General features: G+C 73.9%; 22 protein-coding genes and 1 pseudogene. 11 read left to right on the forward strand and 12 right to left on the reverse strand.

Annotated elements, in window-relative coordinates; all coding sequences use genetic code 11:
• The first annotated feature begins 72 nt into the window (after nucleotides 1-72).
• A complete protein-coding gene (locus D476_RS0121040) occupies nucleotides 73-786 on the forward strand; it encodes a Crp/Fnr family transcriptional regulator (protein WP_026123711.1) in 714 nt (237 codons plus the stop codon).
• 367 nt (nucleotides 787-1,153) lie between these two features.
• On the opposite strand, the gene D476_RS0121045 is transcribed toward D476_RS0121040, so the two are convergent.
• From D476_RS0121045 to D476_RS0121055, 3 genes are all read right to left on the reverse strand, one after another.
• A complete protein-coding gene (locus D476_RS0121045; protein WP_017625902.1) occupies nucleotides 1,154-1,771 on the reverse strand; it encodes an FMN reductase in 618 nt (205 codons plus the stop codon).
• Nucleotides 1,768-2,892 carry an LLM class flavin-dependent oxidoreductase gene (locus tag D476_RS0121050; protein ID WP_017625903.1) on the reverse strand — a complete coding sequence of 375 codons (1,125 nt, stop codon included), beginning with the start codon at nucleotides 2,890-2,892 and terminating at the stop codon, nucleotides 1,768-1,770. The genes D476_RS0121045 and D476_RS0121050 overlap by 4 nt, the downstream gene beginning before the upstream one ends.
• 115 nt (nucleotides 2,893-3,007) lie before the next feature.
• Entirely contained in the window at nucleotides 3,008-3,928 is a 921-nt protein-coding gene (locus D476_RS0121055; protein WP_017625904.1) for a metallophosphoesterase, read from the reverse strand.
• 105 nt (nucleotides 3,929-4,033) lie between these two features.
• Here D476_RS0121055 and D476_RS0121060 point away from each other — a divergent pair, with 105 nt between their 5' ends.
• Complete coding sequence (locus D476_RS0121060) at nucleotides 4,034-4,489, forward strand: GatB/YqeY domain-containing protein (RefSeq protein ID WP_017625905.1); 456 nt, start codon at nucleotides 4,034-4,036, stop codon at nucleotides 4,487-4,489.
• 125 nt (nucleotides 4,490-4,614) lie between these two features.
• On the opposite strand, the gene D476_RS0121065 is transcribed toward D476_RS0121060, so the two are convergent.
• The 3 genes from D476_RS0121065 to D476_RS0121075 form a co-directional block, all read right to left on the reverse strand.
• Entirely contained in the window at nucleotides 4,615-7,059 is a 2,445-nt protein-coding gene (locus tag D476_RS0121065; protein ID WP_026123712.1) for a penicillin-binding protein, read from the reverse strand.
• Between the two features lie 147 nt (nucleotides 7,060-7,206).
• Entirely contained in the window at nucleotides 7,207-8,325 is a 1,119-nt protein-coding gene (locus D476_RS0121070; RefSeq protein WP_026123713.1) for an ArsA family ATPase, read from the reverse strand.
• A gap of 89 nt (nucleotides 8,326-8,414) precedes the next feature.
• Entirely contained in the window at nucleotides 8,415-9,389 is a 975-nt protein-coding gene (locus D476_RS0121075) for an ArsA-related P-loop ATPase (protein ID WP_017625907.1), read from the reverse strand.
• 112 nt (nucleotides 9,390-9,501) lie between these two features.
• Here D476_RS0121075 and D476_RS36545 point away from each other — a divergent pair, with 112 nt between their 5' ends.
• The 4 genes from D476_RS36545 (at nucleotide 9,502) to D476_RS0121095 (ending at nucleotide 11,851) form a co-directional block, all read left to right on the forward strand.
• The gene (locus D476_RS36545; RefSeq protein ID WP_017625908.1) at nucleotides 9,502-9,675 is read left to right on the forward strand and encodes a DUF4177 domain-containing protein; all 174 of its coding nucleotides are present in this window, start codon (nucleotides 9,502-9,504) and stop codon (nucleotides 9,673-9,675) included.
• Nucleotides 9,676-9,677: 2 nt separating this feature from the next.
• Nucleotides 9,678-10,139: a RidA family protein gene (locus D476_RS0121085; protein ID WP_017625909.1), complete on the forward strand. Its 462-nt coding sequence runs from the start codon at nucleotides 9,678-9,680 to the stop codon at nucleotides 10,137-10,139.
• A 114-nt stretch (nucleotides 10,140-10,253) separates the two neighbouring features.
• The gene (locus tag D476_RS0121090) at nucleotides 10,254-11,042 is read left to right on the forward strand and encodes an NUDIX hydrolase (protein ID WP_017625910.1); all 789 of its coding nucleotides are present in this window, start codon (nucleotides 10,254-10,256) and stop codon (nucleotides 11,040-11,042) included.
• Nucleotides 11,039-11,851 (forward strand): MBL fold metallo-hydrolase, encoded by an 813-nt coding sequence (locus D476_RS0121095; RefSeq protein ID WP_017625911.1) that lies wholly within the window; start codon nucleotides 11,039-11,041, stop codon nucleotides 11,849-11,851. Before D476_RS0121090 ends, D476_RS0121095 begins: the two co-directional genes overlap by 4 nt.
• Before the next feature lie 362 nt (nucleotides 11,852-12,213).
• On the opposite strand, the gene D476_RS0121100 is transcribed toward D476_RS0121095, so the two are convergent.
• The gene (locus D476_RS0121100; protein ID WP_017625912.1) at nucleotides 12,214-12,897 is read right to left on the reverse strand and encodes a Crp/Fnr family transcriptional regulator; all 684 of its coding nucleotides are present in this window, start codon (nucleotides 12,895-12,897) and stop codon (nucleotides 12,214-12,216) included.
• A 387-nt stretch (nucleotides 12,898-13,284) separates the two neighbouring features.
• Here D476_RS0121100 and nth point away from each other — a divergent pair.
• The 3 genes and pseudogenes from nth to D476_RS0121115 all read left to right on the forward strand — a co-directional run bounded on the left by nth (nucleotide 13,285) and on the right by D476_RS0121115 (nucleotide 15,821).
• A pseudogene (nth, locus tag D476_RS34060) lies at nucleotides 13,285-13,955 on the forward strand (endonuclease III).
• Nucleotides 13,952-14,626: an NUDIX hydrolase gene (locus D476_RS0121110; RefSeq protein WP_017625915.1), complete on the forward strand. Its 675-nt coding sequence runs from the start codon at nucleotides 13,952-13,954 to the stop codon at nucleotides 14,624-14,626. The pseudogene nth and the gene D476_RS0121110 overlap by 4 nt, the downstream one beginning before the upstream one ends.
• A gap of 16 nt (nucleotides 14,627-14,642) precedes the next feature.
• Nucleotides 14,643-15,821 (forward strand): MarP family serine protease, encoded by a 1,179-nt coding sequence (locus D476_RS0121115; protein WP_026123714.1) that lies wholly within the window; start codon nucleotides 14,643-14,645, stop codon nucleotides 15,819-15,821.
• 10 nt (nucleotides 15,822-15,831) lie between these two features.
• Here the strand turns inward: D476_RS0121115 and D476_RS0121120 are convergent, their stop codons facing one another.
• Both D476_RS0121120 and D476_RS0121125 read right to left on the reverse strand, forming a co-directional pair.
• Nucleotides 15,832-16,158, reverse strand: coding sequence for a type II toxin-antitoxin system PemK/MazF family toxin (locus D476_RS0121120; RefSeq protein WP_017625917.1), 327 nt, complete (start codon nucleotides 16,156-16,158; stop codon nucleotides 15,832-15,834).
• Nucleotides 16,155-16,355 carry a hypothetical protein gene (locus D476_RS0121125; RefSeq protein ID WP_017625918.1) on the reverse strand — a complete coding sequence of 67 codons (201 nt, stop codon included), beginning with the start codon at nucleotides 16,353-16,355 and terminating at the stop codon, nucleotides 16,155-16,157. The genes D476_RS0121120 and D476_RS0121125 overlap by 4 nt, the downstream gene beginning before the upstream one ends.
• A gap of 96 nt (nucleotides 16,356-16,451) precedes the next feature.
• Here D476_RS0121125 and D476_RS0121130 point away from each other — a divergent pair, with 96 nt between their 5' ends.
• The gene (locus tag D476_RS0121130) at nucleotides 16,452-17,219 is read left to right on the forward strand and encodes an MBL fold metallo-hydrolase (protein ID WP_017625919.1); all 768 of its coding nucleotides are present in this window, start codon (nucleotides 16,452-16,454) and stop codon (nucleotides 17,217-17,219) included.
• Nucleotides 17,220-17,301: 82 nt separating this feature from the next.
• Here D476_RS0121130 and D476_RS0121135 read toward each other — a convergent pair whose 3' ends face one another.
• From D476_RS0121135 to D476_RS0121145, 3 genes are read right to left on the reverse strand one after another with little or no spacing between them, the layout of a single operon-like run.
• Nucleotides 17,302-17,907: a peptidylprolyl isomerase gene (locus D476_RS0121135; RefSeq protein ID WP_017625920.1), complete on the reverse strand. Its 606-nt coding sequence runs from the start codon at nucleotides 17,905-17,907 to the stop codon at nucleotides 17,302-17,304.
• A complete protein-coding gene (locus tag D476_RS0121140; RefSeq protein ID WP_017625921.1) occupies nucleotides 17,904-18,443 on the reverse strand; it encodes an ATP-binding protein in 540 nt (179 codons plus the stop codon). Before D476_RS0121140 ends, D476_RS0121135 begins: the two co-directional genes overlap by 4 nt.
• Nucleotides 18,444-18,467: 24 nt before the next feature.
• Entirely contained in the window at nucleotides 18,468-18,815 is a 348-nt protein-coding gene (locus tag D476_RS0121145; protein WP_020380481.1) for an STAS domain-containing protein, read from the reverse strand.
• Between the two features lie 271 nt (nucleotides 18,816-19,086).
• Between D476_RS0121145 and D476_RS0121150 the strand changes: the two genes are divergently transcribed.
• A complete protein-coding gene (locus tag D476_RS0121150) occupies nucleotides 19,087-21,366 on the forward strand; it encodes a DEAD/DEAH box helicase (protein ID WP_083939594.1) in 2,280 nt (759 codons plus the stop codon).
• Nucleotides 21,367-21,725 lie beyond the last annotated feature (359 nt).

Raw genomic sequence — 21,725 nt, forward strand, 5'->3', positions numbered from 1 at the left:
CCGGGGCCGGGCCTTCCCGTCCGGGTTCGGGCTCCGATAGGCAGGAGGGGTGGACGGAGAGGAGCGTCGGCGATGGCTCCAACGGGCGGTGAGGGTTGGCCGGAGGGCACGTTCATGGCCCGGATCGGGCCGGAGGGGCGGGAGGAGCTGCTGGCCCTGGCGGCGCCGCGGCGCGTCCCCGCCGGGAGGGTGCTGATGAGCCAGGGCGGGCCCGGCGACGGCGTGCTGCTGCTGCGCGCCCCCGGGCGGTCGGCCTCGGCCTGCGTGAAGGTCACCGCGGTGCTGCCGAACGGCACGGAGACGCTGCTGGGCGTGCGGGTCGACGGCGACCTGGTGGGGGAGATGGGCATCGTCCGGGACCGCCCGCGCACCGCCACCGTGGCCACCTGCACCCCGACCCTGGTGCACTCCTTCAGCGCCCGCACCTTCAAGGACTTCCTCGACCGCACCCCGGGGGCCTGGGAGGCGGTGGCGTCGGTACTGGGGGACCGGCTGGAGTGGTCGGACCGGCAGCGCAGCGAGTACACCGCCTACCGGGTCCCGGCGCGCCTGGCGCGGGCGCTGCTGCAGCTCGCCGCCCGGCACGGGGTGGCCAACGGCGACGGTGCGGTGGACATCGGGGTGCGGCTCTCCCAGGCCGAGCTGGGGATGCTCATCGGGGCGCGGGAGGACGCGGTCGGGGAGGCGCTGCGCCGAATGCGCGAGGCCGGCTGTGTCGAGGCCGGGTACCGCAAGGTCGCCGTCCTGGACGGCGAGGGGCTGCAGCGCTTCGCCGACGAGGACTGATCGCCGTCGTGGCCGTCCCCCCCGGGACCGGTGCGCCGGGGGGACGGGCGGGAGTACTGCTATGCGCAGTGTGAATACCCGGGTCGGGTTCCCCCCGGTCGCCACTAGCGTCGCCTCGTGTCGTCCGGTGGGGGCACGGAATGCCGATCAGTCCGGGATTCCGGCACGGCTTGGGCGCCAGACTGGGAAGGTGAACGGGGCGCGGTGCCCCTTCCCGGAGGAGCCGGAGGTCGACCGCCGCACCAGCGGCGGCGGNCGGACGGCGGCGGGGCGGCGCAAGGACGGGGCGACGCCCCGCTCACGGCCCGGAACCTCCGTGGGAGGGGCCGGGCCCGCCCGGACCGCCCTGCCCCCGCGGCCCGGGCCCTCACTCCCCGCGCAGCAGGCGCTCGAAGGGCACCGGCTCCTCGTACGGGTCGGGGCGGCGCCGCCGCGGGCGCCCGGCGACCAGGGCGGCCAGCTCCCCGCCCGCCCGCGTCACGCGTTCGGTGAGGGCCGCGTGGACGTCTCCTCCGCCGCCCCAGTCCTCCGAGGCGGCGTAGACCGCCGTGGGCGCCACCGCGGCGCGCAGGTAGGCGAACATCGGCCGCATCGCGTGCTCCAGCACCAGCGAATGGCGCGGCGAGCCGCCGGTGGCGCCGATCAGCACCGGAGTGCCCTCCAGGTCGTCGGCGTCCACCAGGTCGAAGAAGCTCTTGAACAGTCCGCTGTAGGAGGCGTTGAACACCGGCGTCACCGCGATCAGCGCGTCGGCTCCGGCGACCGCGTCCACGGCGCGCTTGAGCTCCCCGGAGGGGAATCCGGCCGCCATCGCCTCGCCCAGCGCGCGGGCGTGCTCGCGGAGTTCGACGGTCTCCACGGCCGCCGAGTCCCCCGCTTCGCGCAGGGCCGTGCCGACGGCCCCGGACAGCCGGTCGGCCAGCAGCCGCGTCGACGACGGGGTCCCGAGCCCCGCCGCTACGGCGACGATGCGCTGTTCGGTCACTTCACGCCCTCCTTGTCGGCGTCGTGCTCGTCGTGCGCGCCGTCCTGTGCGAGCGCGCGCTTGCGCTCGTCGTGGGTGGGCGGCCCGTCGGGCACGCCCGCCGGGCGCCGGGCGGCGAACTCGCGCCGCAGCACCGGAACGACCTCCTCGCCGAGCAGGTCGAGCTGCTCCAGCACGGTCTTGAGCGGCAGCCCGGCGTGGTCGACGAGGAACAGCTGGCGCTGGTAGTCGCCGAAGGACTCGCGGAACTCCAGGGTGCGCTCGATGACCTGTTCCGGGCTGCCCACGGTGAGCGGGGTCTCGCGGCTGAAGTCCTCCAGCGAGGGCCCGCCGCCGTACACGGGGGCGTTGTCGAAGTAGGGGCGGAACTCGCGCACCGCGTCCTGGGAGTTGCGGCGCATGAACACCTGCCCGCCCAGCCCGACGATGGCCTGGTCGGCGCGGCCGTGGCCGTAGTGCTCGTAGCGCCTGCGGTACAGGCCGATCAGCCGCTGGAAGTGCTCCTTGGGCCAGAAGATGTTGTTGGCGAAGAACCCGTCGCCGTAGTAGGCGGCCTGCTCGGCGATCTCGGGGCTGCGGATGGAGCCGTGCCAGACGAACGGCGGCACGCCGTCCAGCGGGCGCGGGGTGGAGGTGAAGCCCTGCAGCGGGGTGCGGAAGCGCCCCTCCCAGTCGACGACGTCCTCCCTCCACAGCCTGTGGAGGAGGGCGTAGTTCTCCACCGCCAGCGGGATGCCCTGCCGGATGTCCTGGCCGAACCACGGATAGACCGGGCCGGTGTTGCCGCGCCCGAGCATCAGGTCGGCGCGGCCGCCGGCCAGGTGCTGGAGCATGGCGAAGTCCTCGGCGATCTTCACCGGGTCGTTGGTGGTGATCAGCGTGGTGGCGGTGGACATGACCAGGCGCTCGGTGCGTCCGGCCAGGTAGCCGAGCATGGTGGTGGGCGAGGACGGCACGAACGGCGGGTTGTGGTGCTCGCCGGTGGCGAACACGTCCAGGCCGACCTCCTCGGCCTTCTCCGCGATGCGCATGACCGCCCGGATCCGCTCGCCCTCGGTGGGCGTGCGCCCGGTCGTCGGGTCGGGGGTGACGTCCCCGACCGAGAAGATCCCGAACTGCATGGCTCCTCCAGCCCCGGAAAAAATTTGTTCCGCTTTCAACTACTTCCCGGGAACACGATAAGGCGGCCGCGCATTCCCGCGGCCGCCGGCCGCCCCGCGCCGGGCGGGGCCCAGGTCAGGCGTCGGCCGGGACCAGCTCCAGCAGGGCCGCCTCCGGGCGGCAGCAGAAGCGCACCGGCGCGTAGGGGGAGGTGCCCAGCCCGCCCGACACGTGCAGGTGCGCGCGCCCGTAACGGCTCAGCCCCCAGGCCCGCCGCCGGTCGATGCCGCAGTTGGTGACCAGCGTCCCGTACAGCGGCAGGCACACCTGGCCCCCGTGGGTGTGCCCGGCCAGCAGCAGGTCGTACCCGTCGGCCTCGAAGCGGTCCAGGTTGGCGGGCTCGGGGGAGTGCAGCACCCCCAGTCGGAGCGCCGCCTCGGACGGCGCCGGACCGGCCACCGCGTCGTAGCGGTCCAGGCCGATGTGCGAGTCGTGCACCCCGGCGGCCGCCACCCGCCGCCCGCCCGCGCTCAGCGCGCCCGTGCGGTTGTTCAGGTCCAGCCACCCGGCCTTCTCCATCGCCGTGCCCAGCTCCCGCCAGGGCAGGTCCGGCTCACGCCGGTCCCGGTAGTCGGCGGAGCTGTTCCGCCACAGGTAGCGCGCCGGGTTCTTGAACCGCGGCGAGAACATGTCGTTGGAGCCGAACACGAACGCCCCCGGCCGGTCCAGCAGCGGCCCCAGCGCCTCGAGGAACGGCTCCACCGCGTCCGGGTGGGCCAGCGAGTCGCCGGTGTTGACCACCAGGTCCGGCTCGTACCGCTCCAGGCCGCGCACCCAGTCGATGAGCATGCGCCGACCGGGCGTCAGGTGCGCGTCGGACAGGTGCAGCACCCGCATCGGCGCCGCACCGGGGGAGAGGACGGGCAGCTCGTAGCGGCGCAGCCGGAACCAGTTGCGCTCCACCACCGAGGCGTAGGCGAAACCGGCCGCCCCTACCGCCGCGACGGCCGCCGCGGTCCGGCCGAGCCTGCGCAGTCCCGCTCGCTGTCCACTCACGTGTCGCACCTTTCGCCTGTCTCGCCTGTCCGAGCGCGCGCGTGCGCACGCACGCGGCGGAAAAACCCTGGGGAAGCCCTCCGGCACCAGCCTATGATCGTTGGCATGTCCGAACTCAAAGACCGCCTCAAGGCCGACCTCACCACCGCCATGAAGGCGCGCGACAACGTGCGCACCCGCACCCTGCGCATGGTCCTCACCGCCGTGTCCAAGGAGGAGGTGGCGGGCGGCGCTTCCCGCGAGCTCAGCGACGACGACCTGATCGCCCTGCTCACCCGGGAGGCCAAGAAGCGCCGCGAGGCGGCCGAGGCCTTCGAGTCGGGCGGCCGCGCGGACAAGGCCGCCGACGAGCGCGCCGAGGGCGAGGTCCTCGCCGACTACCTGCCCGCCCAGCTCACCGACGAGGAGCTGGGGGCACTGGTCGAGGCGGCGATCGCCGAGACCGGGGCGAGCGGCCCCAAGCAGATGGGCGCCGTCATGAAGATCGTGAACCCGAAGGTGGCCGGGCGGGCCGAGGGCTCCCGGGTGGCCGCCGAGGTCAAGCGCCGCCTCGCGGGCTGACCTCCGGCCGAACGCCCGCCGACCGGGCGCCGAATGCACCGCGGCCCGCACCCCTGCAGGGGTGCGGGCCCCGGTGCTTCTCCTGCCGTCCCCGGCCGCCCGGCGTCCCGGGACGGCGGGGCCGGTCACTCCTCGCGTCGGGGCACCTCGGAGGCGGGCACCACCCGGTGCGTCCCGGCGTCGTCGTCTGGGCCCCGGTCTCCGGACCCGCCCCGGTCTCCGCCGCCGCCGTCGCCGCCTTCGCCCGAGTCCGCGGAGGGGGAGGTCCGGCTCGACCCGGTGCTGAGGAACACGTTCACCGTCGCCCCCGCGGGCAGCACCGTGCCGGGGTCGGGGTTGACCGCGGCCACCGTGCCCTCGGCCTCGCCGGAGCGGACGCGGGTGCCCGAGACGCTGACCTCGTACCCGGCCTCCTCAAGGGCGGACACGGCCTGGCCCTCGCTCTGCCCGACCACGTCGGGCACCCCGCCCTCGACCGATGCGCCGCTGGCGGTCTGCTCGGCGTCGGGGCCGCCGGACCCGCCGCCCCTGTACTTGGACGGCGCCGACGGGAAGCCCTCCTCCGGCAGCTCCTCGGTGGCCCCGCGCATGGTCTCCTGCCAGATCGGCCCGGGGATCGTGGCCCCGTACACCGTCCCGTAGTAGCGGCCGCCGAGGGTGACGCCGCGCAGCGGGTGGTTGTTCGGGCCGCGCGGGTCGCCGACGAACACCGAGCCGGCCAGGTTCGGTGTGTACCCGGCGAACCAGGCGGCCGCCGAGCCGTCGGTGGTACCGGTCTTGGCCGCCGCCGGGCGGCCGATCCCCAGCCCGGTCGTGGTGCCGCCCTTGAAGGTCTGCTGCAGCAGGTAGCTCACCCCGGCGGCGACGTCCTCGCTGAGCCGTCGCTCGCACTCGGACTCGATCTCGATGGTCTTGCCGGCCTGCTTGTCCTCGATGGAGGTGATCGCCTGCGGCTCGCAGTAGGTGCCGCCGGAGGCGAAGGTGGCGTAGGCGTTGGCCATCCGCAGCGGGGAGACCTCCTCGCTGCCGAGCACGAAGGAGTTGTTGGCCTGGGTCTGCGGGTTGTCGAAGGACTGGCCGTCGGCGCGCTTGACGCCCAGGTTCTCGGCCATCTCGATGACGTTGCACAGCCCGACGTCGCGCTGCAGGTGCGCGAAGTAGGTGTTCACCGACCCCTTGGTCCCGGCGACCATGCTGCTGCCGCCGCCCTTGGTGTCGCCCGCGTTGCTCACCGTCCACGGCGCCAGGGTCCCGCCGTCGCAGTTCCGGTTCCCGGTGATGGTGGTGCTGCTGCCGTTGGCGCCCGAGTAGGAGGTGCCGAAGCCCTTGCCCTGCTCCAGCGCCGCCGCCAGGGCGAACGGCTTGAAGGTGGACCCGGCCTGGAAGCCGGTGCTGCCGCCGCGGTCGGAGTCGGTGGCGAAGTTGATCGAGGTCTCGCCCAGTTTGGACTCGTCGGGGCCGTAGTCCCGGCTCTGCGCCATGCCCCGGATCTCGCCGGTGCCCGGCTCGATCAGGATCTCCGCGGCCACCTTCTTCGACTCGTTCTTTCGGGGGACGTACTTGTCGACCGCGTCCTGGGCCGCCTCCTGCATGTCGGCGTCCAGGGTGGTGTGGATCTCCAGCCCGGCGGTGCGCAGCCAGCGGGCGCGCTCGGTCTCGTTCTCGCCGAACCGCTCGCTCTTCTCGATTTCCTGGACCACGTAGTCGCAGAAGAACGGCTGGTCGCTGGGGACGCACCCGTTGGAGGGGTTGGACACGTCCAGCTGGTCCTCCAGGTCGACCGCCTTGGCCTCGGCGGCCTCCTCCTCGGAGATCCTGTCGGTCTGGACCATCCGGTCGAGCACCACGTCCCGCCGCTCCTGGGCGTCCTCGGTGTTCAGCCGCATGTTGTACAGGTACGGGTAGCGCACCGCCCCGGCCAGGGTGGCCGCCTCGGACAGCTCCAGGTCCGCGGCCTTCTTGCCGAAGAAGTGCTGGGCGGCCGACTCCACGCCGTAGGCCCCGTCGCCGAAGTAGGCGATGTTCAGGTAGCCCTGCAGGATCTCGTCCTTGGTCATGCGCTTTTCCAGCGTCAGGGCGTACCGCAGCTCGCGCAGCTTGCGCGCGATGCTGGTCTCGGTGGCCTCCTCCTGCTCGTCCTGGTTGTCGGCGCTCTCCACCAGCACGTTCTTCACGTACTGCTGGGTGAGGGAGGAGCCGCCCTGGGTGCTTCCGGCCAGCGTGCGCAGCGCGGCCCGGAAGGTGCCGCCGATGTCGATGCCGCCGTGCTCGTAGAAGCCCGAGTCCTCGATGGAGATGATGGCGTCCTGCATCACCGGGGACATGTCGTCGAGGTCGACGAGTTCCCGGTTCTTGTCATAGATCTCCGCGATCACGCCGCCTTCGCGGTCGTAGATGGTCGACCGCTGAGGAGGGGGCGGCGTCTCCAGGTCGCTCGGCATGTTCATGAAGCCGGTGGCGACGTTGCGCGCGGTGATGCCGATGCCGCCGACGGCCGGCAGCGCCAGGGCCGCGACCAGGATTCCGGCGATGACACCGACACCGAAGAGCTGAGCGATTCTCTGAACCATTGTCCCCTGACCCACCCCAACAGAGTACGTGCGGACACCACCGGCCCGAGTGGCCGGTTGAGGCGGGGGATGACCGGTGCGGCCGGAGTGGCGGGCGAGATACGGACCGGCCGTAATCGGCGTACCAGATGTCCGCCCGCCATCCTGTCACACGGCCGGAGGACCCCCGCCCAGGGCCTCCCCCACCTCCCGCAGCGCCGCGAGATCGTGCACGTCCCGTGTCCGGGCCGGGACCTCGGCCACGGGCACGTCCGGGTGCGCGGCCGCCAGCCGCCCCCGCAGCCCGGCCTCCCGATCGCGCAGGTCCGCGGCGCGCGCGTGCAGCCGCAGCGCCGCGGCGGCCAGGGGGTGGCCGCCCTGGCGCTCCAGTTCGGCGCAGGCGGCCATGCTCTCCTCGGCGGACAGGTCCCCGGCCTCGGTGCCGTGTGTGCGGTTCATCACCAGGCCCGCCAAGGGCATCCGGTCGGCGGCCAGGCGCTCCACGAAGTAGGCGGCCTCGCGGACCGCGTCGCTCTCGGGCACCGCCACCACCAGGAAGGCCGTGCCCGGGTCCTGCAGCCGCCGGTAGGTGCGCTCGGCCCGCTCCTGGAACCCGCCGAAGACGGCGTCGAAGGAGGACACGAACGACTGCACGTCCGCGAGCACCTGCGCGCCCACGATCTTCGACAGCACCGCGGTGAGCATCCCGACCCCGGCCCCCAGCAGCCGGAAGGCGCCGGTGCGCGCGGGGGCGGCCAGCACCCGGATGAGTTTGCCGTCCAGGAACCGGCCCAGGCGCTCGGGGGCGTCCAGGAAGTCCAGCGCCGACCGGCTGGGAGGGGTGTCCACGATGATCAGGTCCCAGTCGCCGTCCTCGCGGAGCTGGCCCAGCTTCTCCATGGCCATGTACTCCTGTGTGCCGGTGAAGCTGGCCGAGAGCGACTGGTAGAAGGGGTTGGCCAGGATCTGCCGCGCCCGCTCGGGGTCGGCGTGCGCCTCGACGATCTCGTCGAAGGTGCGCTTCATGTCGAGCATCATCGCGTGCAGCGACCCGCCCGGGGCGGTGAAGGACACGGGCAGCTCCACCGGGCGCGGGGTGTTGTCGAGCTCGGACAGGCCCATCGACTGGGCGAGGCGGCGCGCGGGGTCCACCGTGATCACCACCGCCCGGCGCCCCAAGGCGGCGGCCCTCAGGCCCAGCGCGGCGGCGGTGGTCGTCTTGCCGACACCTCCGGAACCGCAGCACACCACCGTGCGCACGGCCGTGTCGGACAGCAGGGCGTCCACGTCGAGGCGCGGGGCCCCCGGCCCGTCGGGCCCGCCGGGTGGGCCCGGTTCGTCGTGCGCGTCGCCGTGCGCGCTCGTCGGGTCTGCGCTCACCGTGCCACCCCCTGGGCCGTCAACCGGTCGGCGAGGCGGAAGAGCGCGCCGGTGTCGATCCCCCCGCCGAGAAAGGGCAGCTCCAGCAGCGGTTGCCCCAGCGCGCGCAGCCGCTGCCGCACCGCCGACTCGCCACCCACACGCTGCGCGTGCGCGGTGACCTCCCGGGCCAGTGCCGACGCCCTGTCCCTCGGGGCGTCGAGCCGCGCGGCCTTGAGGCCCTGCGCCAGCGCGTCGGTGTCCACCTCGCCGCGCTCGGCCGCCTCCAGCACGTCCGGCGGCAGCAGCGGCTCGTGCACCATGTTGAGCAGGACGAAGCCCGGGTTCAGCCCGGCCTCGCGCACCTCGGCCAGCCCGTCGGCCGCCTCCTGGGCGGGCATGTCCTCCGGCAGCGCGACGAAGTGCACCGCCGTGGCCGACGAGCGGATCGTCGCCATCGCCTTGTCCGCGTGGTTGCGGATCGGGCCCATCCGCGCCAGCCCGGCCACCTCGGCGTTGACGCACAGGAACTGGGTGATGCGCCCGGTCGGCGGGGCGTCCAGCACCACCGCGTCGTAGGCGTACGGACCCTCCTCGCGGCGGGACCGGCGGCCGCCTTCGCGGCGCCGCACCGCCTCGGTGGCCTTCCCGGTCAGCAGAACGTCGCGCACCCCGGGGGCGATGGTGGTGGCGAAGTCCACGGCGCCGAAGCGGGTGAGGGCCTGCCCGGCGCGGCGGATCCCGTAGAACATCTCCAGGTACTCCATCAGCGCCGCCTCGGCGTCCACCGCCAGCGCGGCGACCTCCCCGCCGCCGCGGGCCTCGGCGACCTTGCGCTCCTCGTAGGGGAGCGGGTCCCGGCCGAACAGCTCGGCCAGCCCCTGGCGGCCCTCCACCTCGACCAGCAGCACCCGGCGCCCGTCCGCGGCCAGGGACAGCGCGAGCGCGGCGGCCGCGGTCGTCTTTCCGGTGCCCCCTTTGCCGGAGACCACGTGCAGTCGGACCCCGGTGGAGCCCTGATCAGGTGCGCTCACCCCTCGGAGTCTATGTCCGTGCGCCCGGCCGGGCCGGATCGGGCCCGCGCGGGCGGTTAGGGTTGCGCCCATGACGAAGTGGGAATACGCGACGGTGCCGCTGCTGTCGCACGCGACCAAGCAGATTCTGGACAACTGGGGCGAGGACGGCTGGGAGCTGGTCTCGGTCATCCCCGGCCCCTCCGTGGACGGTGACCCGCGCAACCAGCAGCTGGTCGCCTACATGAAGCGGGAGAAGCAGTAGGCATGGGCGCCCCCGAGGAGAGGCTCGAAGAGCTGGGGCTGTCCCTGCCCGAGGTGGTCGCCCCGCTGGCGTCCTACGTCCCCGCGGTCCGCACCGGCGACCACGTCTACATCTCCGGCCAGGTGCCGATGGTCGACGGGGCGCCCGCCGGGACCGGCAAGGTCGGGGCCGAGGTCACCCAGGAGCGGGCGGCGGAGCTGGCGCGCATCTGCGCGCTCAACGCCATCGCGGCGCTCAAGTCCGAGGTGGGCGAGCTGTCGTCGGTCCGGCGGATCGTCAAGATCACCGGGTTCGTCGCCAGCGACCCGTCGTTCACCGCCCAGCCGAAGGTGGTCAACGGCGCGAGCGACCTGATCGGCGAGGTCTTCGGCGAGGCGGGCGTGCACGCGCGCAGCGCCGTCGGCGTGGCCGCGCTGCCGTTGGACGTCCCGGTCGAGGTGGAGATGATCGCGGAGGTCGGCTAGCCGTCCCGGCGGGGGGGGGCCCNCCGGGCCGCTCCGCCCGGCGTCCGCACCCGGCCGCCCCGGTGGGGGCGGCCCGGGGCCGTGCGGGGTACCGTTCCGCCGAGGAGGACGAACATGACGACACGGCCGGTGCGTCCCCGCGACGCCGCCACGGTGATGCTGGTCCGCGACGCGCCCGGCGGCGTCGAGGTCTACATGCTGCGCCGGGCCCCCTCCATGCCGTTCGCCCCCGGCGCCTACGCCTTCCCCGGCGGCCGCGTCGACGAGCGCGACGCCGACCGGGACGTGCGCTGGGCCGGTCCGGCCCCGGGCGCGTGGGCGCGGACCCTGGGCACGGACGAGCGCAAGGCCCGCGCGCTGGTGTGCGCGGCGGTCCGGGAGACCTTCGAGGAGTCCGGGGTGCTGCTGGCGGGGCCCTCCGAGGACGCGGTGGTGGACGACACCCGCGGCGAGGACTGGGAGGCCGACCGCGCCGCCCTGGTCGACCGCACCCTGTCCTTCGCCGGGATGCTCGGCCGGCGCGGGCTGGTGCTCCGCACGGACCTGCTCAACGCCTGGTCGCAGTGGATCACCCCGGCGCCCGAGCCGCGCCGGTTCGACACCCGGTTCTTCGCCGCGGAGCTGCCTGCCGGGCAGCAGGCCCGCGACGTCGGCGGGGAGGCCGACCGGAGGGCGTGGATGCCGCCCGGCGAGGCGGTGCGGCTGTGGCGGCGCGGCGCGATCGCGATGCTGCCGCCCACCGTGTCCACCTGCATGGACCTGGAGGCGGCGGGCTCGGTGGCGGCGGCCATGGCGGCCGAGCGCGAGATCGCGCCGATCGAACCGGTGCTGGAGGAGGTCGGCGGCCGGACGCGCATTGTCGTCCCCGAGGGCGTCGTCTACCCGCGAGGCGAGGTGCGATGAGGATCGACGGTTCCGGAACCCTGCGTGCGGGCTGCGTGCTGTGCCCCAACCCGGGTCCGATGACGCTGGACGGCACCAACACCTGGATGCTGCGCGAGCCGGGCTCGCGCGACGTCGTCGTGGTCGACCCCGGGCCGCACGACGAGCGCCACCTGGAGCGGGTGGCGCGCACCGTCCAGGAGCAGGGGGCGCGGGTGGTGTGCGCGGTGGTCACCCACCACCACGACGACCACACGGGCGGGGCGCGCTACTTCGCCGAGCTGACCGGGGCGCCGGTGCACGCGGTCACCCCCGGATTCCGGGTCGGCGGGCACGGGCTGGACGACGGCGCCGTGATCGAGGCCGGAGGGCTGGAGGTGCGGGTCGTGGCGGCCCCGGGGCACACCGCCGACTCGGTGTGCCTGTACCTGCCCGCCGACGGGGTGCTGCTGACCGGCGACACGGTGCTGGGCCGCGGCACCCCGGTGATCATCGACGGCGACGGCGGGCTCTCGGCGTACATGGACACCCTGTACCGCCTGCGCGCCCTGGTCGAGCGGGAGGGAGTGCGGACCCTGCTGCCGGGGCACGGGCCGATCCTGACCGACGCGGGTGCGGCGGTGGCCGAGTACATCGCCCACCGGGAGCAGCGGATGGAACAGGTCACCGAGGCGGTACGCAAGGGCGACCGCACACCGGACGAGATCGTGGACCGCGTCTACGCCGACACCGACCCATCGGTCCGCGACGCGGCCCTGTCGTCGGTCCGGTCCCAGCTCCGCTACCTGGCCGAACGCGGCGACATCCCCGCGGACCTCGGCGAGGTCTGAGCCGGACCCGCCGCCCCGGCCCCTTCCCACCCGCCCGGTCGCGCTCGATCGGCCCTACCCGCGGTCCCCGGCCGGGCAAAGGGCCGCCGGGGTGTGGGGTGGGAGCAGGGCACCTGCTGTGCCGCTCTTCCTCCCGGACCGCGAGAGATCCGCCCGGCGGGCTGGGCCGGGGACCGCCCCGCTCACCCCGTCGCCGCCCGTCCTTCGGGGCGGCCCGAAGCCATGGGTGAGCCCTGACCTGGGGTGGACCGTCCGAGGGCGGCGTGGCCCCGGGGGGCGACATGAAGAAGGGCCCGGCGTCTGCCGGGCCCGTCCTCGGTTTGGCGTGCGCGCCGGGTGTTCCGTCCGGCCCCTTCGGCCGGTCAGCGTGCGCGGCGGCGCATCCGCTCGACGTCGAGGAGCACGACGGCCTTGGCCTCGATCCGCAGCCAGCCGCGGAGCGCGAACTCGGCCAGCGCCTTGTTCACGGTCTCGCGCGAGGCGCCGACCAGCTGGGCCAGCTCCTCCTGGGTGAGGTCGTGGTGCACGTGGAGCCCGTCCTCGCCCTCCTTGCCGAACTTGTCGGCCAGCTCCAGGAGCTGCTTGGCGACCCGGCCCGGCACGTCGGTGAAGACCAGGTCGCTCATCACGTCGTTGGTCCGGCGCAGCCGCGCGGCCAGCGCCTTGAGGAGCTGGAGCGACACGTGCGGCTGGCTCACGATGAAGGGGCGGAGGTCGTCGTGGCCCAGCCCGGCCAGCACGGTGTCGGTCACCGCCACCGCGCTCGCGGTGCGCGGCCGCGGGTCGAACAGCGACAGCTCGCCGAACATCTCCCCCGGGCCGAGGACCGCCAGCAGGTTCTCCCGGCCGTCGACCGCCGAGCGGGTCAGCTTCACCTTGCCGCTCAGCACGACGTACAGCCGGTCGCCCTCGTCGCCCTCGGAGAAGAGGGTCTGGCCCCGGCCGAGGCGCACCTCGCTCACCGAGGCACGCAGTGCGGCGGCGCCCTCCTCGTCGAGTGCCTCGAAAAGAGGCGCCTTGCGCAGCACCTCGTTGGTCTCGTCCACCACTTCCTCCTTGCAACCTGACCGTCAACAGTGTGACGTATATCGCACCCGTGTGTGAAACCAGGTCGTTATCTCGGCTTGTCGTCCGGGTGATGCGACCAGCCCGTCACAGCCGACGTCAGCCCTCCCCGATCTTAGTCGCCGCGACCGCCCGGATCGTGCCGACACCGCCGTTCCCGTCGCATTGCGGACATAATCTGCGCCACCATGACGTGGGCGAACGGGTCCGGTCGGCCCCGGACCCCGGCGGAGCGCGGCCCGGGTACGTACCCTTTGGGTGTGCCAGGTGATGCTTCCACGACCGCCCAGCCCGGGGCGTCGGCGCCCCCCGGGGCCCCGACGCCCACCGGGGAGACGCGCCTCGCCCTGGTCCGCCGGGCCCGCCGGATGTACCGCGAACTCGTCCGCCTCTACCCCGACGCCCACTGCGAGCTGGACTTCCAGAACCCCTTGCAGCTGCTGGTCGCCACCGTGCTCTCCGCGCAGACCACGGACAAGCGGGTGAACGCGGTCACGCCGGGCCTGTTCGCGCGCTACCCCACCGCCGCCGACCTCGCCGGTGCCGACTGCGCGGAGGTGGAGGGCATCCTGCGCCCCACCGGCTTCTACCGCGCCAAGGCCGACAACGTGATCCGCCTCGCCCAGGCGCTGTGCGAGCGGCACGGCGGCGAGGTCCCCGGGGACCAGGACGACCTGGTGAAGCTGCCCGGCGTCGGCCGCAAGACCGCGAACGTGGTGCTCGGCAACGCCTTCGGGGTGCCCGGGATCACCGTCGACACCCACTTCGGACGGCTCGCCCGCCGCTTCGGCTGGACCCCCCAGAGGGACCCGGNCAGAGGGACCCGGTCCGCGCCGAGCGCGAGGTGGGGTCGCTGTTCGAGCCCAAGGACTGGACCATGCTCTCGCACCGCGTCATCTGGCACGGGCGCCGGGTGTGCCACGCCCGCAAGCCCGCCTGCGGGGCGTGCGGGCTGGCCCGGATGTGCCCCTCCTTCGGAGAGGGCCCCACCGACCCGGACGCGGCCCGGTCCCTGCTGCGGGACGGACCGCGCGCATGACCGACGTCAGGACCGAGCAGGTCGGAGCCCCGGCCCCCGACTGGCTCACCGCACTGGCCGAGGCCGGTGCCCGGATGCCGGTCCCGCCGCTGCTGCGCCCGCCCGCCTCGGGCGGCCGCCGCGCCGCCGTGCTCATCCTCTTCGGCGCCGGGGCCGCCGGGCCCGAGGTGCTGCTCATCCAGCGCAACGACGGGCTGCGCCGCCACTCCGGCCAGCCCGCCTTCCCCGGCGGCTCCTTCGAGGACGGCGACCGCACCCCCGAGGAGTGCGCCGTGCGCGAGGCCGTGGAGGAGACCGGGGTCGATCCCGCCGGGATCGACCCGGTGGGGCGCCTGCCCGAGCTGTACATCCGGCACAGCGGCTTCCGGGTGGCCCCGGTGCTGGCCTGGTGGCGCTCCCCGTCGCCGGTGCGCGCCGCCGACGCCGGGGAGGTGGCCTCGGCCGCCGCGGTTCCGGTGGCCGAGCTGGCCGACCCGGCCAACCGGGTGCGGGTGGAGGTGGCCGGGCGCGGCGCGGCCGGTCCGGGCTTCCGCGCCGGGGGGATGCTGGTGTGGGGGTTCACCGCCGGGGTGGTGGACGGGCTGCTGCGGCTCGGCGGCTGGGAACGGCCCTGGCGGAGCGCGGCCACCGAGGTGGTCACGATCGTGCCGCCGGGTTCGGCGATACCGTAACGGGATGGAAGGCATCGTGCTGGACGCGCTCCTGGTCGTCCTGGTGCTGCTCTTCGCGGGGTCCGGATACCGGCAGGGGTTCATCGTCGGAGTGATGAGCTTCGCCGGGTTCATCGGCGGCGGGGTGCTGGCGGCGCTGGGCGCGCCGCCGCTGATCCAGTCGATGGTCTCCGACCCCGGGCGGCAGGCGCTGCTGGCGATCGCGGTGGTGTTCCTGTCCGCGGCGATGGGCCAGTTCGTCGCCTCCTACCTCGGGGCGCTGGTGCGCAACCGGGTCACCTGGGACTCGGCGCGGGTGCTGGACGCCATGGGCGGGGCGGTGGTCAGCGGCGCCGCGGTGCTGCTGGTGGCCTGGCTGGTGGGCAGCGCGGTCGCCAACTCCTCGCTGCCGGTGGTCACCGGGCAGGTGCAGAACTCGCGGGTGCTGCACCAGGTCGACCGGGTGATGCCGCCGGCCGCCGACACCTGGTTCTCCACCTTCCGCAAGATCGTCGACCAGAGCGCGTTCCCGCAGGTGTTCAGCGGGCTGGGCACCGGCGAGCCCGCCGAGGTGGAGCCGCCCGACCCGGCGGTGCTCACCACCGAGGAGCTGCGCGAGTCCAGCCAGAGCATCGTGAAGGTGCTCGGCACCGCGCCCTCGTGCCGCCGCCGGGTGGAGGGCACCGGGTTCGCCTACTCGGGCGACCGCATCATGACCAACGCGCACGTGGTCGCCGGGGTCACCGAGGACCTGCGGGTGGTCACCCGCAACGGCCGCCAGCTCCCGGCGACCGTGGTGCTGTACGACCCGCAGCAGGACATCGCGGTGCTCGACGTGCCCGGCCTGGACCTGGAGCCGCTGGACTTCGAGCACGAGGCCGCCAAGGGCGACGACGCGGTGGTGGCGGGCTTCCCCAAGAACAACGGGTTCACTGCGGTCCCGGCCCGGATCCGCGCCGAGCAGACCGCCCAGGGGCCCGACTTCTACCACTCCACGCAGGTGAGCCGGGAGATCTACCAGGTGCGGGCGCTGGTGCGGCCGGGCAACTCCGGCGGCCCGCTGCTGTCGGCGGACGGGACCGTGTACGGCGTCGTGTTCGCGGCCGCGACCAACGACGACGAGACGGGGTACGTGCTCACCGCCGACGAGGTCGCCGAGAACGCGCAGGCGGGGCTGGACGCGGACGAGCCGGTGTCCACCCAGCACTGCGACTGAAGCGCGGAGGTCATAGTTCGAGGTAGTGCGCGACGGCCCGCTCTACTTCGGCGAGCTCGTCGTGGCCGAGGACGTCGACGGGGTCCCCGAGGATGGAGGCGGTGTCGATGCTCCTGATCTGGTCCGCCAAGAAGCGGGTCGTCCGACCGGCCACTTCGAGTTCCGGCCGGAACTTCGCGGGCTGAGCGCTCGTGGAGGTCGGGACGACTGGCACGACGGTCGCCATGGTCCGGTTCATCCTGCTCGGGCTGAGGACCACTCCGTACCGTCGCCCGCGCTGTTCGTGCCCGCGCTTGGTATCGCCGAGGTCGATCGTGTAGACGGCTCCGCGGATCACCAGGCGTCCTCTTCGTCGGAGAGGTCCTCGTCCCTGAGGCGCTCGGCGTCCGCGCGCGCCTGAGCAAGCCAATCCTCTCGTTCGAGCACACGAAGTGTCCGCCGGATGGCGTCGCTCGTACACTCACCCTCGCGCATGACTTCTCGGATGATCTTCCGGTCTTCTTCTGTGGGGCGGAAGCCGATGGTCTCTGCCATGCCTCAAGCCTGGGAGCGGGGGCACGTCCTGTCCGTCAAAAGTGCGATCAGGGCTGCCTGCAGGGCCGGGACCGGACACGAAAGGCGGGAACAGCGATGGAGCTGACGGTTCTGGGGAGCGCATCCCCCTATGCACGGCCCGGCAACCCGTGCTCGGGGTACCTCGTGCGGCACGGCGGGACGGCCCTGTGGATGGACGCCGGGCCGGGCACCCTCGCCGAGCTTCAGCGCCATGTGCGGCCCGACCGGCTCGACGGGATCTGGATCTCCCACCTGCACGCCGACCACGTGTCGGACCTGCTCACCGCCTACTACGCGCTGCTCTACGCCGACCTGGAGCCGTCCGGGCCGATTCCGCTGTACGGCCCGCCGGGCACGGCGGACCGGTTGCGGCACTTCCTCTCCAACCAGGGCCCCAGCCCCGTGGAGGACGCCTTCGACATGCGGGAGCTGTACGACGGGCGCACCGACCGTGTCGGGGAGCTCACCGTGGAGTCACGGGCCGTCGAGCACGGGTTCCCGGCGTTCGGCGCCCGCATCGGCACAGGGGGCCGGGCGGAGGCGGGACCCGGGGTCCTGGCCTACTCCGGCGACACAGGCCCCTGCCCGGCCCTGGAAGAGCTTGCCGAGGGGGCGTCGCTGCTGCTGTGCGAGGCCGACCTGGATGCCCCCGCCGACGGCGAAGCGGTGCACCTGACGCCGGAGCAGGCGGGCGAGAGCGCCAGGAAGGCGGGCGTCGGCAGGCTGGTCCTGACCCACGTGGGCCCCTCTCTGCGGCCTGAGGACGCGGTCGTGAGGGCCCAGGCGGCCTTCGGTGGGCCCACGTCCTACGCGGCGCCGGGAGAGGCGTTCAGCGCCTCCTGAGGCGCTTGGGGAGCTTCGAGTCGGAGTGGCGGGGAGGTCGGGCCGGCGGATGCCGGGGACCGTGCGGCGTCAGCCGTCCGTGTCAGCCGTCCGCGCGGTGGATCTCCACCGACTCCAGCACCACGTCCTCCACCGGATTGTCGGCGGCGTCGGTCTCCGCCTGGGAGATGGCCTCGACCACCTCCTGCCCCTCGGTCACCTCGCCGAAGACGGTGTGCAGGCCGTTGAGGTGCTCGGCCGGGGCCGTGGTGATGAAGAACTGGGAGCCGTTGGTGTCCGGCCCCGAGTTGGCCATGGCGAGCAGCCCCGGCCGGTCGAACTCCAGGCCGGGGTCGATCTCGTCATCGAAGGAGTACCCGGGGCCGCCGCCGCCGGTGCCCGTCGGGTCGCCCCCTTGGACCATGAACCCGGGGATCACCCGGTGGAACACCGTGCCGTCGTAGAACGCGCGCTCACCCGTCTCCGGGTTCTCCGCGATCTCCCCCTCGGCGAGCCCGGCGAAGTTGAGCACCGTCTCCGGGGCGCTCTCGGGGAAGAACGCGACCTGGACGACCCCTTCGGAGGTGTGCAGGGTCGCGCCCTCGACGTCCTCGGCGCCGTCGGCGGAGGAGGCCCCGGCGGAGCAGCCCGCGGCGGTGAGCACGGCGGCCGCGGCCGACACGGCCCGGGCCGCGGCGCGGTGCCTCACGCCGCGGCCTCCAGGGGCCAGCTCATCCGGACGGCGGTCCCCTCGTCGCCGGGCTCGATGCGGACCTCGTCGGCCAGGCCGACGATGACCGCGAGCCCCACGTCGGGGGACAGGCCCGACACCCCGCCCGGCGGGGTCGTCTCCCCCGGGTACAGGCCGGTGCCGGTGAACTCGTGGTCGGTGCCGGCCGCGTCCGGCTCCTTGGCCGGGGCGCGGTCGGTGACGACCACCTCGAAGCGGCGGGCGGCGCCGGCGTGCCCGTTGGACGGGGCGGCGGTGTCGGCGGCCCGCTGGGCGGGGGCGCCGCCTGCGGCGCCGTCGGCGGTGCCGTCGATGAGCTCGACGGTGATCGGTCGCCCGGGGCAGTGCGCGCGGTGCGCCTCGACGGCGCGGGAGCACGCCTCCCCGACGGCGAGCCTGATCTCGTCGAGGGCGGATTCGGCGATGCCCGCCCGGCGCGCGACGGCCGTGGCCATCAGGCGGGCCGTGCGCACATGGGCGGGCAGCGCGCTGATCGTGAGCTGGACGAGAGCCATCTTCTCGCTCGTTTACGCAGCCGGTTACTTGGAGGCGCGTTTGTCGATGGCCTCCTGCACCGACTCATAGATGCCGAAGACCTTGGTCAGACCCGTGATGCGGAAGATCTTGAGGATCCGCTCCTGGGTGCAGACCAGGTCGAGGGTGCCGTCGTGCGCCCGGACGCGCTTGAGGCCGCCCACGAGCACCCCGAGACCCGTCGAGTCGAGGAACTCCACCTTCTCCATGTTCACCACGAGGTGGAAGTTGCCCTTGTTGACCAGGTCGATCAGGAGCTCACGCAGCCGAGGCGCGGTATAGACGTCGATCTCACCTTCGACGACGACGATCTCCGTGTCGTCCTGGGTGTGGTGATCCAGCTTCAAGTCCACTAGTCCTCCAGCGCCGAACCGCGAAACCGCGAGTGATCTGTGCCGGGCGTTACCCCGCAGGGCGGCATTCAACCACGCTTTTCCCCCGGGCCTTCCGGCTTCCGCCCGGAAAACTCGGACACCGCGCGTCTGTTCCCCCGGATGCCACACTGAAACCGGCGGCCGACGGCCGCCCACGTGGTGCGAGGGCCGCCGAGGGAGGGTGTCGGGCGTGGGACCGTGGGAAGCGACACTCCGGCGATCGTGGCGTGACCATACCCGGAACCCGCAGGTGACACATGTGGAGCGGCTGGCACGTGGCGACGGGGTAAGTGAAGACTGGCCGACATGGACACCGCCCTCCGTTCGGCGCGGGCTCGCCGAGTCGGGGATCACGGCGCCGTGGTCGCACCAGGTCGACGCCGCGGGCCGGGCGCGCTCCGGTAGCAACGTGATCATAGCGACCGGTACGGCGTCGGGGAAGTCGCTGGCGTTCCTGCTGCCGGCCGCCGAGGCGGTGGCCGGGGGCGGCTCCGTGCTCTATATCGCCCCCACCAAGGCGCTCGCCGCCGACCAGCTCCGCGGTGTGCGCGAGGTCGCCCCGGACGTGCGCGCGGCCGTCTACGACGGCGACACCCCGGGCCAGGAACGGGCCTGGATCCGCGCACACGCCGACTACGTGCTCACCAACCCGGACATGCTGCACCACGCGGTGCTGCCCCGGCACGCGTCCTGGACCTCGTTCCTGCGCCGCCTGCGCTACGTCGTCGTGGACGAGGCCCACCACTACCGGGGCGTGTTCGGCTCGCACGTGGCACAGATCATCCGCAGGCTGCGGCGGGTGTGCGCGCGTTACAAGGCCGAGCCCGTGTTCATTCTCGCGTCGGCCACCACCGGCACCCCCGCCGAGAGCGCCTCCCGGCTGGTGGGGCTGGACGTCGAGGCGGTGGTGCGGGACGGCTCCCCGCGACCGGCCGTCGACTTCGCCCTGGTCGAGCCCGAACTGACCGAGCTGCGCGGCGAGCGCGGCGCCCCGGTGCGGCGCACCGCCACCGCCGAGGCCGCCGACACCCTGGCCGCGCTGGCCGCCCAGGGTGTGCGCACGCTCGCCTTCGTGCGGTCCCGGCAGGGGGCGGAGGCGGTGGCGCTGGCCGCCCAGCGCACGCTGCGCGACGCGGGCCGCCCCGACCTCGCCGAGCGGATCGCCGCCTACCGCGCCGGGTACCTGGCCACCGACCGCCGCTCGCTGGAGGAGCGGCTGCGCACCGGGGAGCTGCTGGGGCTGGCCACCACCAACGCGCTGGAGCTGGGGGTGGACATCACCGGGGTGGACGCGGTGCTGGTGGCGGGGTGGCCGGGCACCCGGGCCTCGCTGTGGCAGCAGGCGGGGCGGGCCGGGCGGCGCGGCGCCGACGCGCTCGCGGTGTTCATCGCGCGCGACGACCCGCTCGACACCTACCTGGTGCACCACCCGGCGTCGATCTTCGGGGCGTCGGTGGAGGCGACCGTCATCGACCCGGACAACCCGTACGTGCTGGGGCCGCACCTGTGCGCGGCCGCCGCCGAGGTGCCGCTCACCCGCGCGGACCTGGAGGTGTTCGGGCCGCGGGCCGCAGAGGCGGTGGAGGACCTGGTGCGCCGGGGGCTGCTCCGCGCGCGCCCGCGCGGGTGGTTCTGGACGCGGCGCGAGCGCGCGAGCGACCTGGCCGACATCCGCGGGTCGGGCGGGCCGCCGGTGCAGATCGTCGACTCGGGCAGCGGGCAGCTGCTGGGGACCATCGACGAGGGGGCGGCGCTGAACACCGTGCACGAGGGCGCCGTCTACCTCCACCAGGGGCGCAGCCACCTGGTGGAGGAGCTGGACCTGGACGGCGGGGTGGCGCTCGTGCACGAGGAGGACCCCGGCTACTCCACCTGGTCGCGGGAGGTCACCGAGATCGAGGTGCGGAGCACCCTGCGCAGCGCCGACTGGGGGCCGCACACGGTGGACTTCGGCGACGTGCGGGTGGGGCGGCAGGTCGTCGGCTACCTCAAGCGCGATGTGCGCACGGGGACGGTGCTGGGGGAGCAGGCCCTGGACCTGCCGGAGCGGCCGCTGGACTCGCGGGCGGTGTGGTGGACCCTCGCGCCGGAGGCGGCCGAGCGGCTGCGCAAGGAGGACGTGGAGCTGCGCGGGGCGGCGCACGCGGCCGAGCACGCCGCGATCGGGCTGCTGCCGCTGTTCGCCACCTGCGACCGGTGGGACATCGGCGGGGTGTCCACGGCCGAGCACGCCGACACCGGGCGGCTGACGGTGTTCGTGTACGACGGGCACGAGGGCGGCGCGGGGTTCGCCGAGCGCGGCTTCGCGGCGGCGCGGGAGTGGCTGGCGGCGACGCGGGCGGCGATCGCGGACTGCGAGTGCGCGCAGGGGTGCCCGTCGTGCATCCAGTCACCCAAGTGCGGGAACGGCAACGAGCCGTTGAGCAAGCCGGGGGCGCTGCGGCTGCTGGACGAACTGCTCGCCTCCTCTCCACAGGGCGGTGCGCCGAGGCCGGAAGAGGCGGGGGAGACGGCCGAGATCGGTCCGTGATGGGGAGCGGTGAAACCCGTGGGCACACGCCTGCGGGGGCGGCTCCGGGGGAGTTTTCCACACCGTAATTCACAGCCTGTGGGTAATTCGTGGTGGTTATCCACAGGCGGGGGATTTCCCATTCCGTGGCGGGGCGCGGGCGCCCACGATGGCCTCCACAGGCGCGGTCCCGGCAGGTGGCCGCGCGACGCCCGCGCATTGGAGGTCCACCGTGACCGCAATCCGCGGCGGCCCCGCCGGGGCCGCCTTCCGGTGTTCGCCCCCCGTTCCCCCGCCGTCCCTCCCGCGTGGGGCGCGCCTTCTTCCCATGGGGAGGACGGGGCGCCGCGGCGGCCCCGCGGCGGCCCCGGGTATCCGCG

Source organism: Nocardiopsis chromatogenes YIM 90109 (assembly GCF_000341185.1).
GTDB classification, from domain to species: Bacteria; Actinomycetota; Actinomycetes; order Streptosporangiales; family Streptosporangiaceae; genus Nocardiopsis_A; species Nocardiopsis_A chromatogenes.

Coding starts and splice junctions, on each gene's coding strand:
- D476_RS0121040 (WP_026123711.1), top strand. CDS start 73: ATGGCTCCAACGGGCGGTGAGGGTTGGCCGGAGGGCACGTTCATGGCC.
- D476_RS0121050 (WP_017625903.1), bottom strand. CDS start 2,892: ATGCAGTTCGGGATCTTCTCGGTCGGGGACGTCACCCCCGACCCGACG.
- D476_RS0121060 (WP_017625905.1), top strand. CDS start 4,034: ATGTCCGAACTCAAAGACCGCCTCAAGGCCGACCTCACCACCGCCATG.
- D476_RS0121065 (WP_026123712.1), bottom strand. CDS start 7,059: ATGGTTCAGAGAATCGCTCAGCTCTTCGGTGTCGGTGTCATCGCCGGA.
- D476_RS36545 (WP_017625908.1), top strand. CDS start 9,502: ATGACGAAGTGGGAATACGCGACGGTGCCGCTGCTGTCGCACGCGACC.
- D476_RS0121085 (WP_017625909.1), top strand. CDS start 9,678: ATGGGCGCCCCCGAGGAGAGGCTCGAAGAGCTGGGGCTGTCCCTGCCC.
- D476_RS0121090 (WP_017625910.1), top strand. CDS start 10,254: ATGACGACACGGCCGGTGCGTCCCCGCGACGCCGCCACGGTGATGCTG.
- D476_RS0121095 (WP_017625911.1), top strand. CDS start 11,039: ATGAGGATCGACGGTTCCGGAACCCTGCGTGCGGGCTGCGTGCTGTGC.
- D476_RS0121110 (WP_017625915.1), top strand. CDS start 13,952: ATGACCGACGTCAGGACCGAGCAGGTCGGAGCCCCGGCCCCCGACTGG.
- D476_RS0121125 (WP_017625918.1), bottom strand. CDS start 16,355: ATGGCAGAGACCATCGGCTTCCGCCCCACAGAAGAAGACCGGAAGATC.
- D476_RS0121130 (WP_017625919.1), top strand. CDS start 16,452: ATGGAGCTGACGGTTCTGGGGAGCGCATCCCCCTATGCACGGCCCGGC.
- D476_RS0121140 (WP_017625921.1), bottom strand. CDS start 18,443: ATGGCTCTCGTCCAGCTCACGATCAGCGCGCTGCCCGCCCATGTGCGC.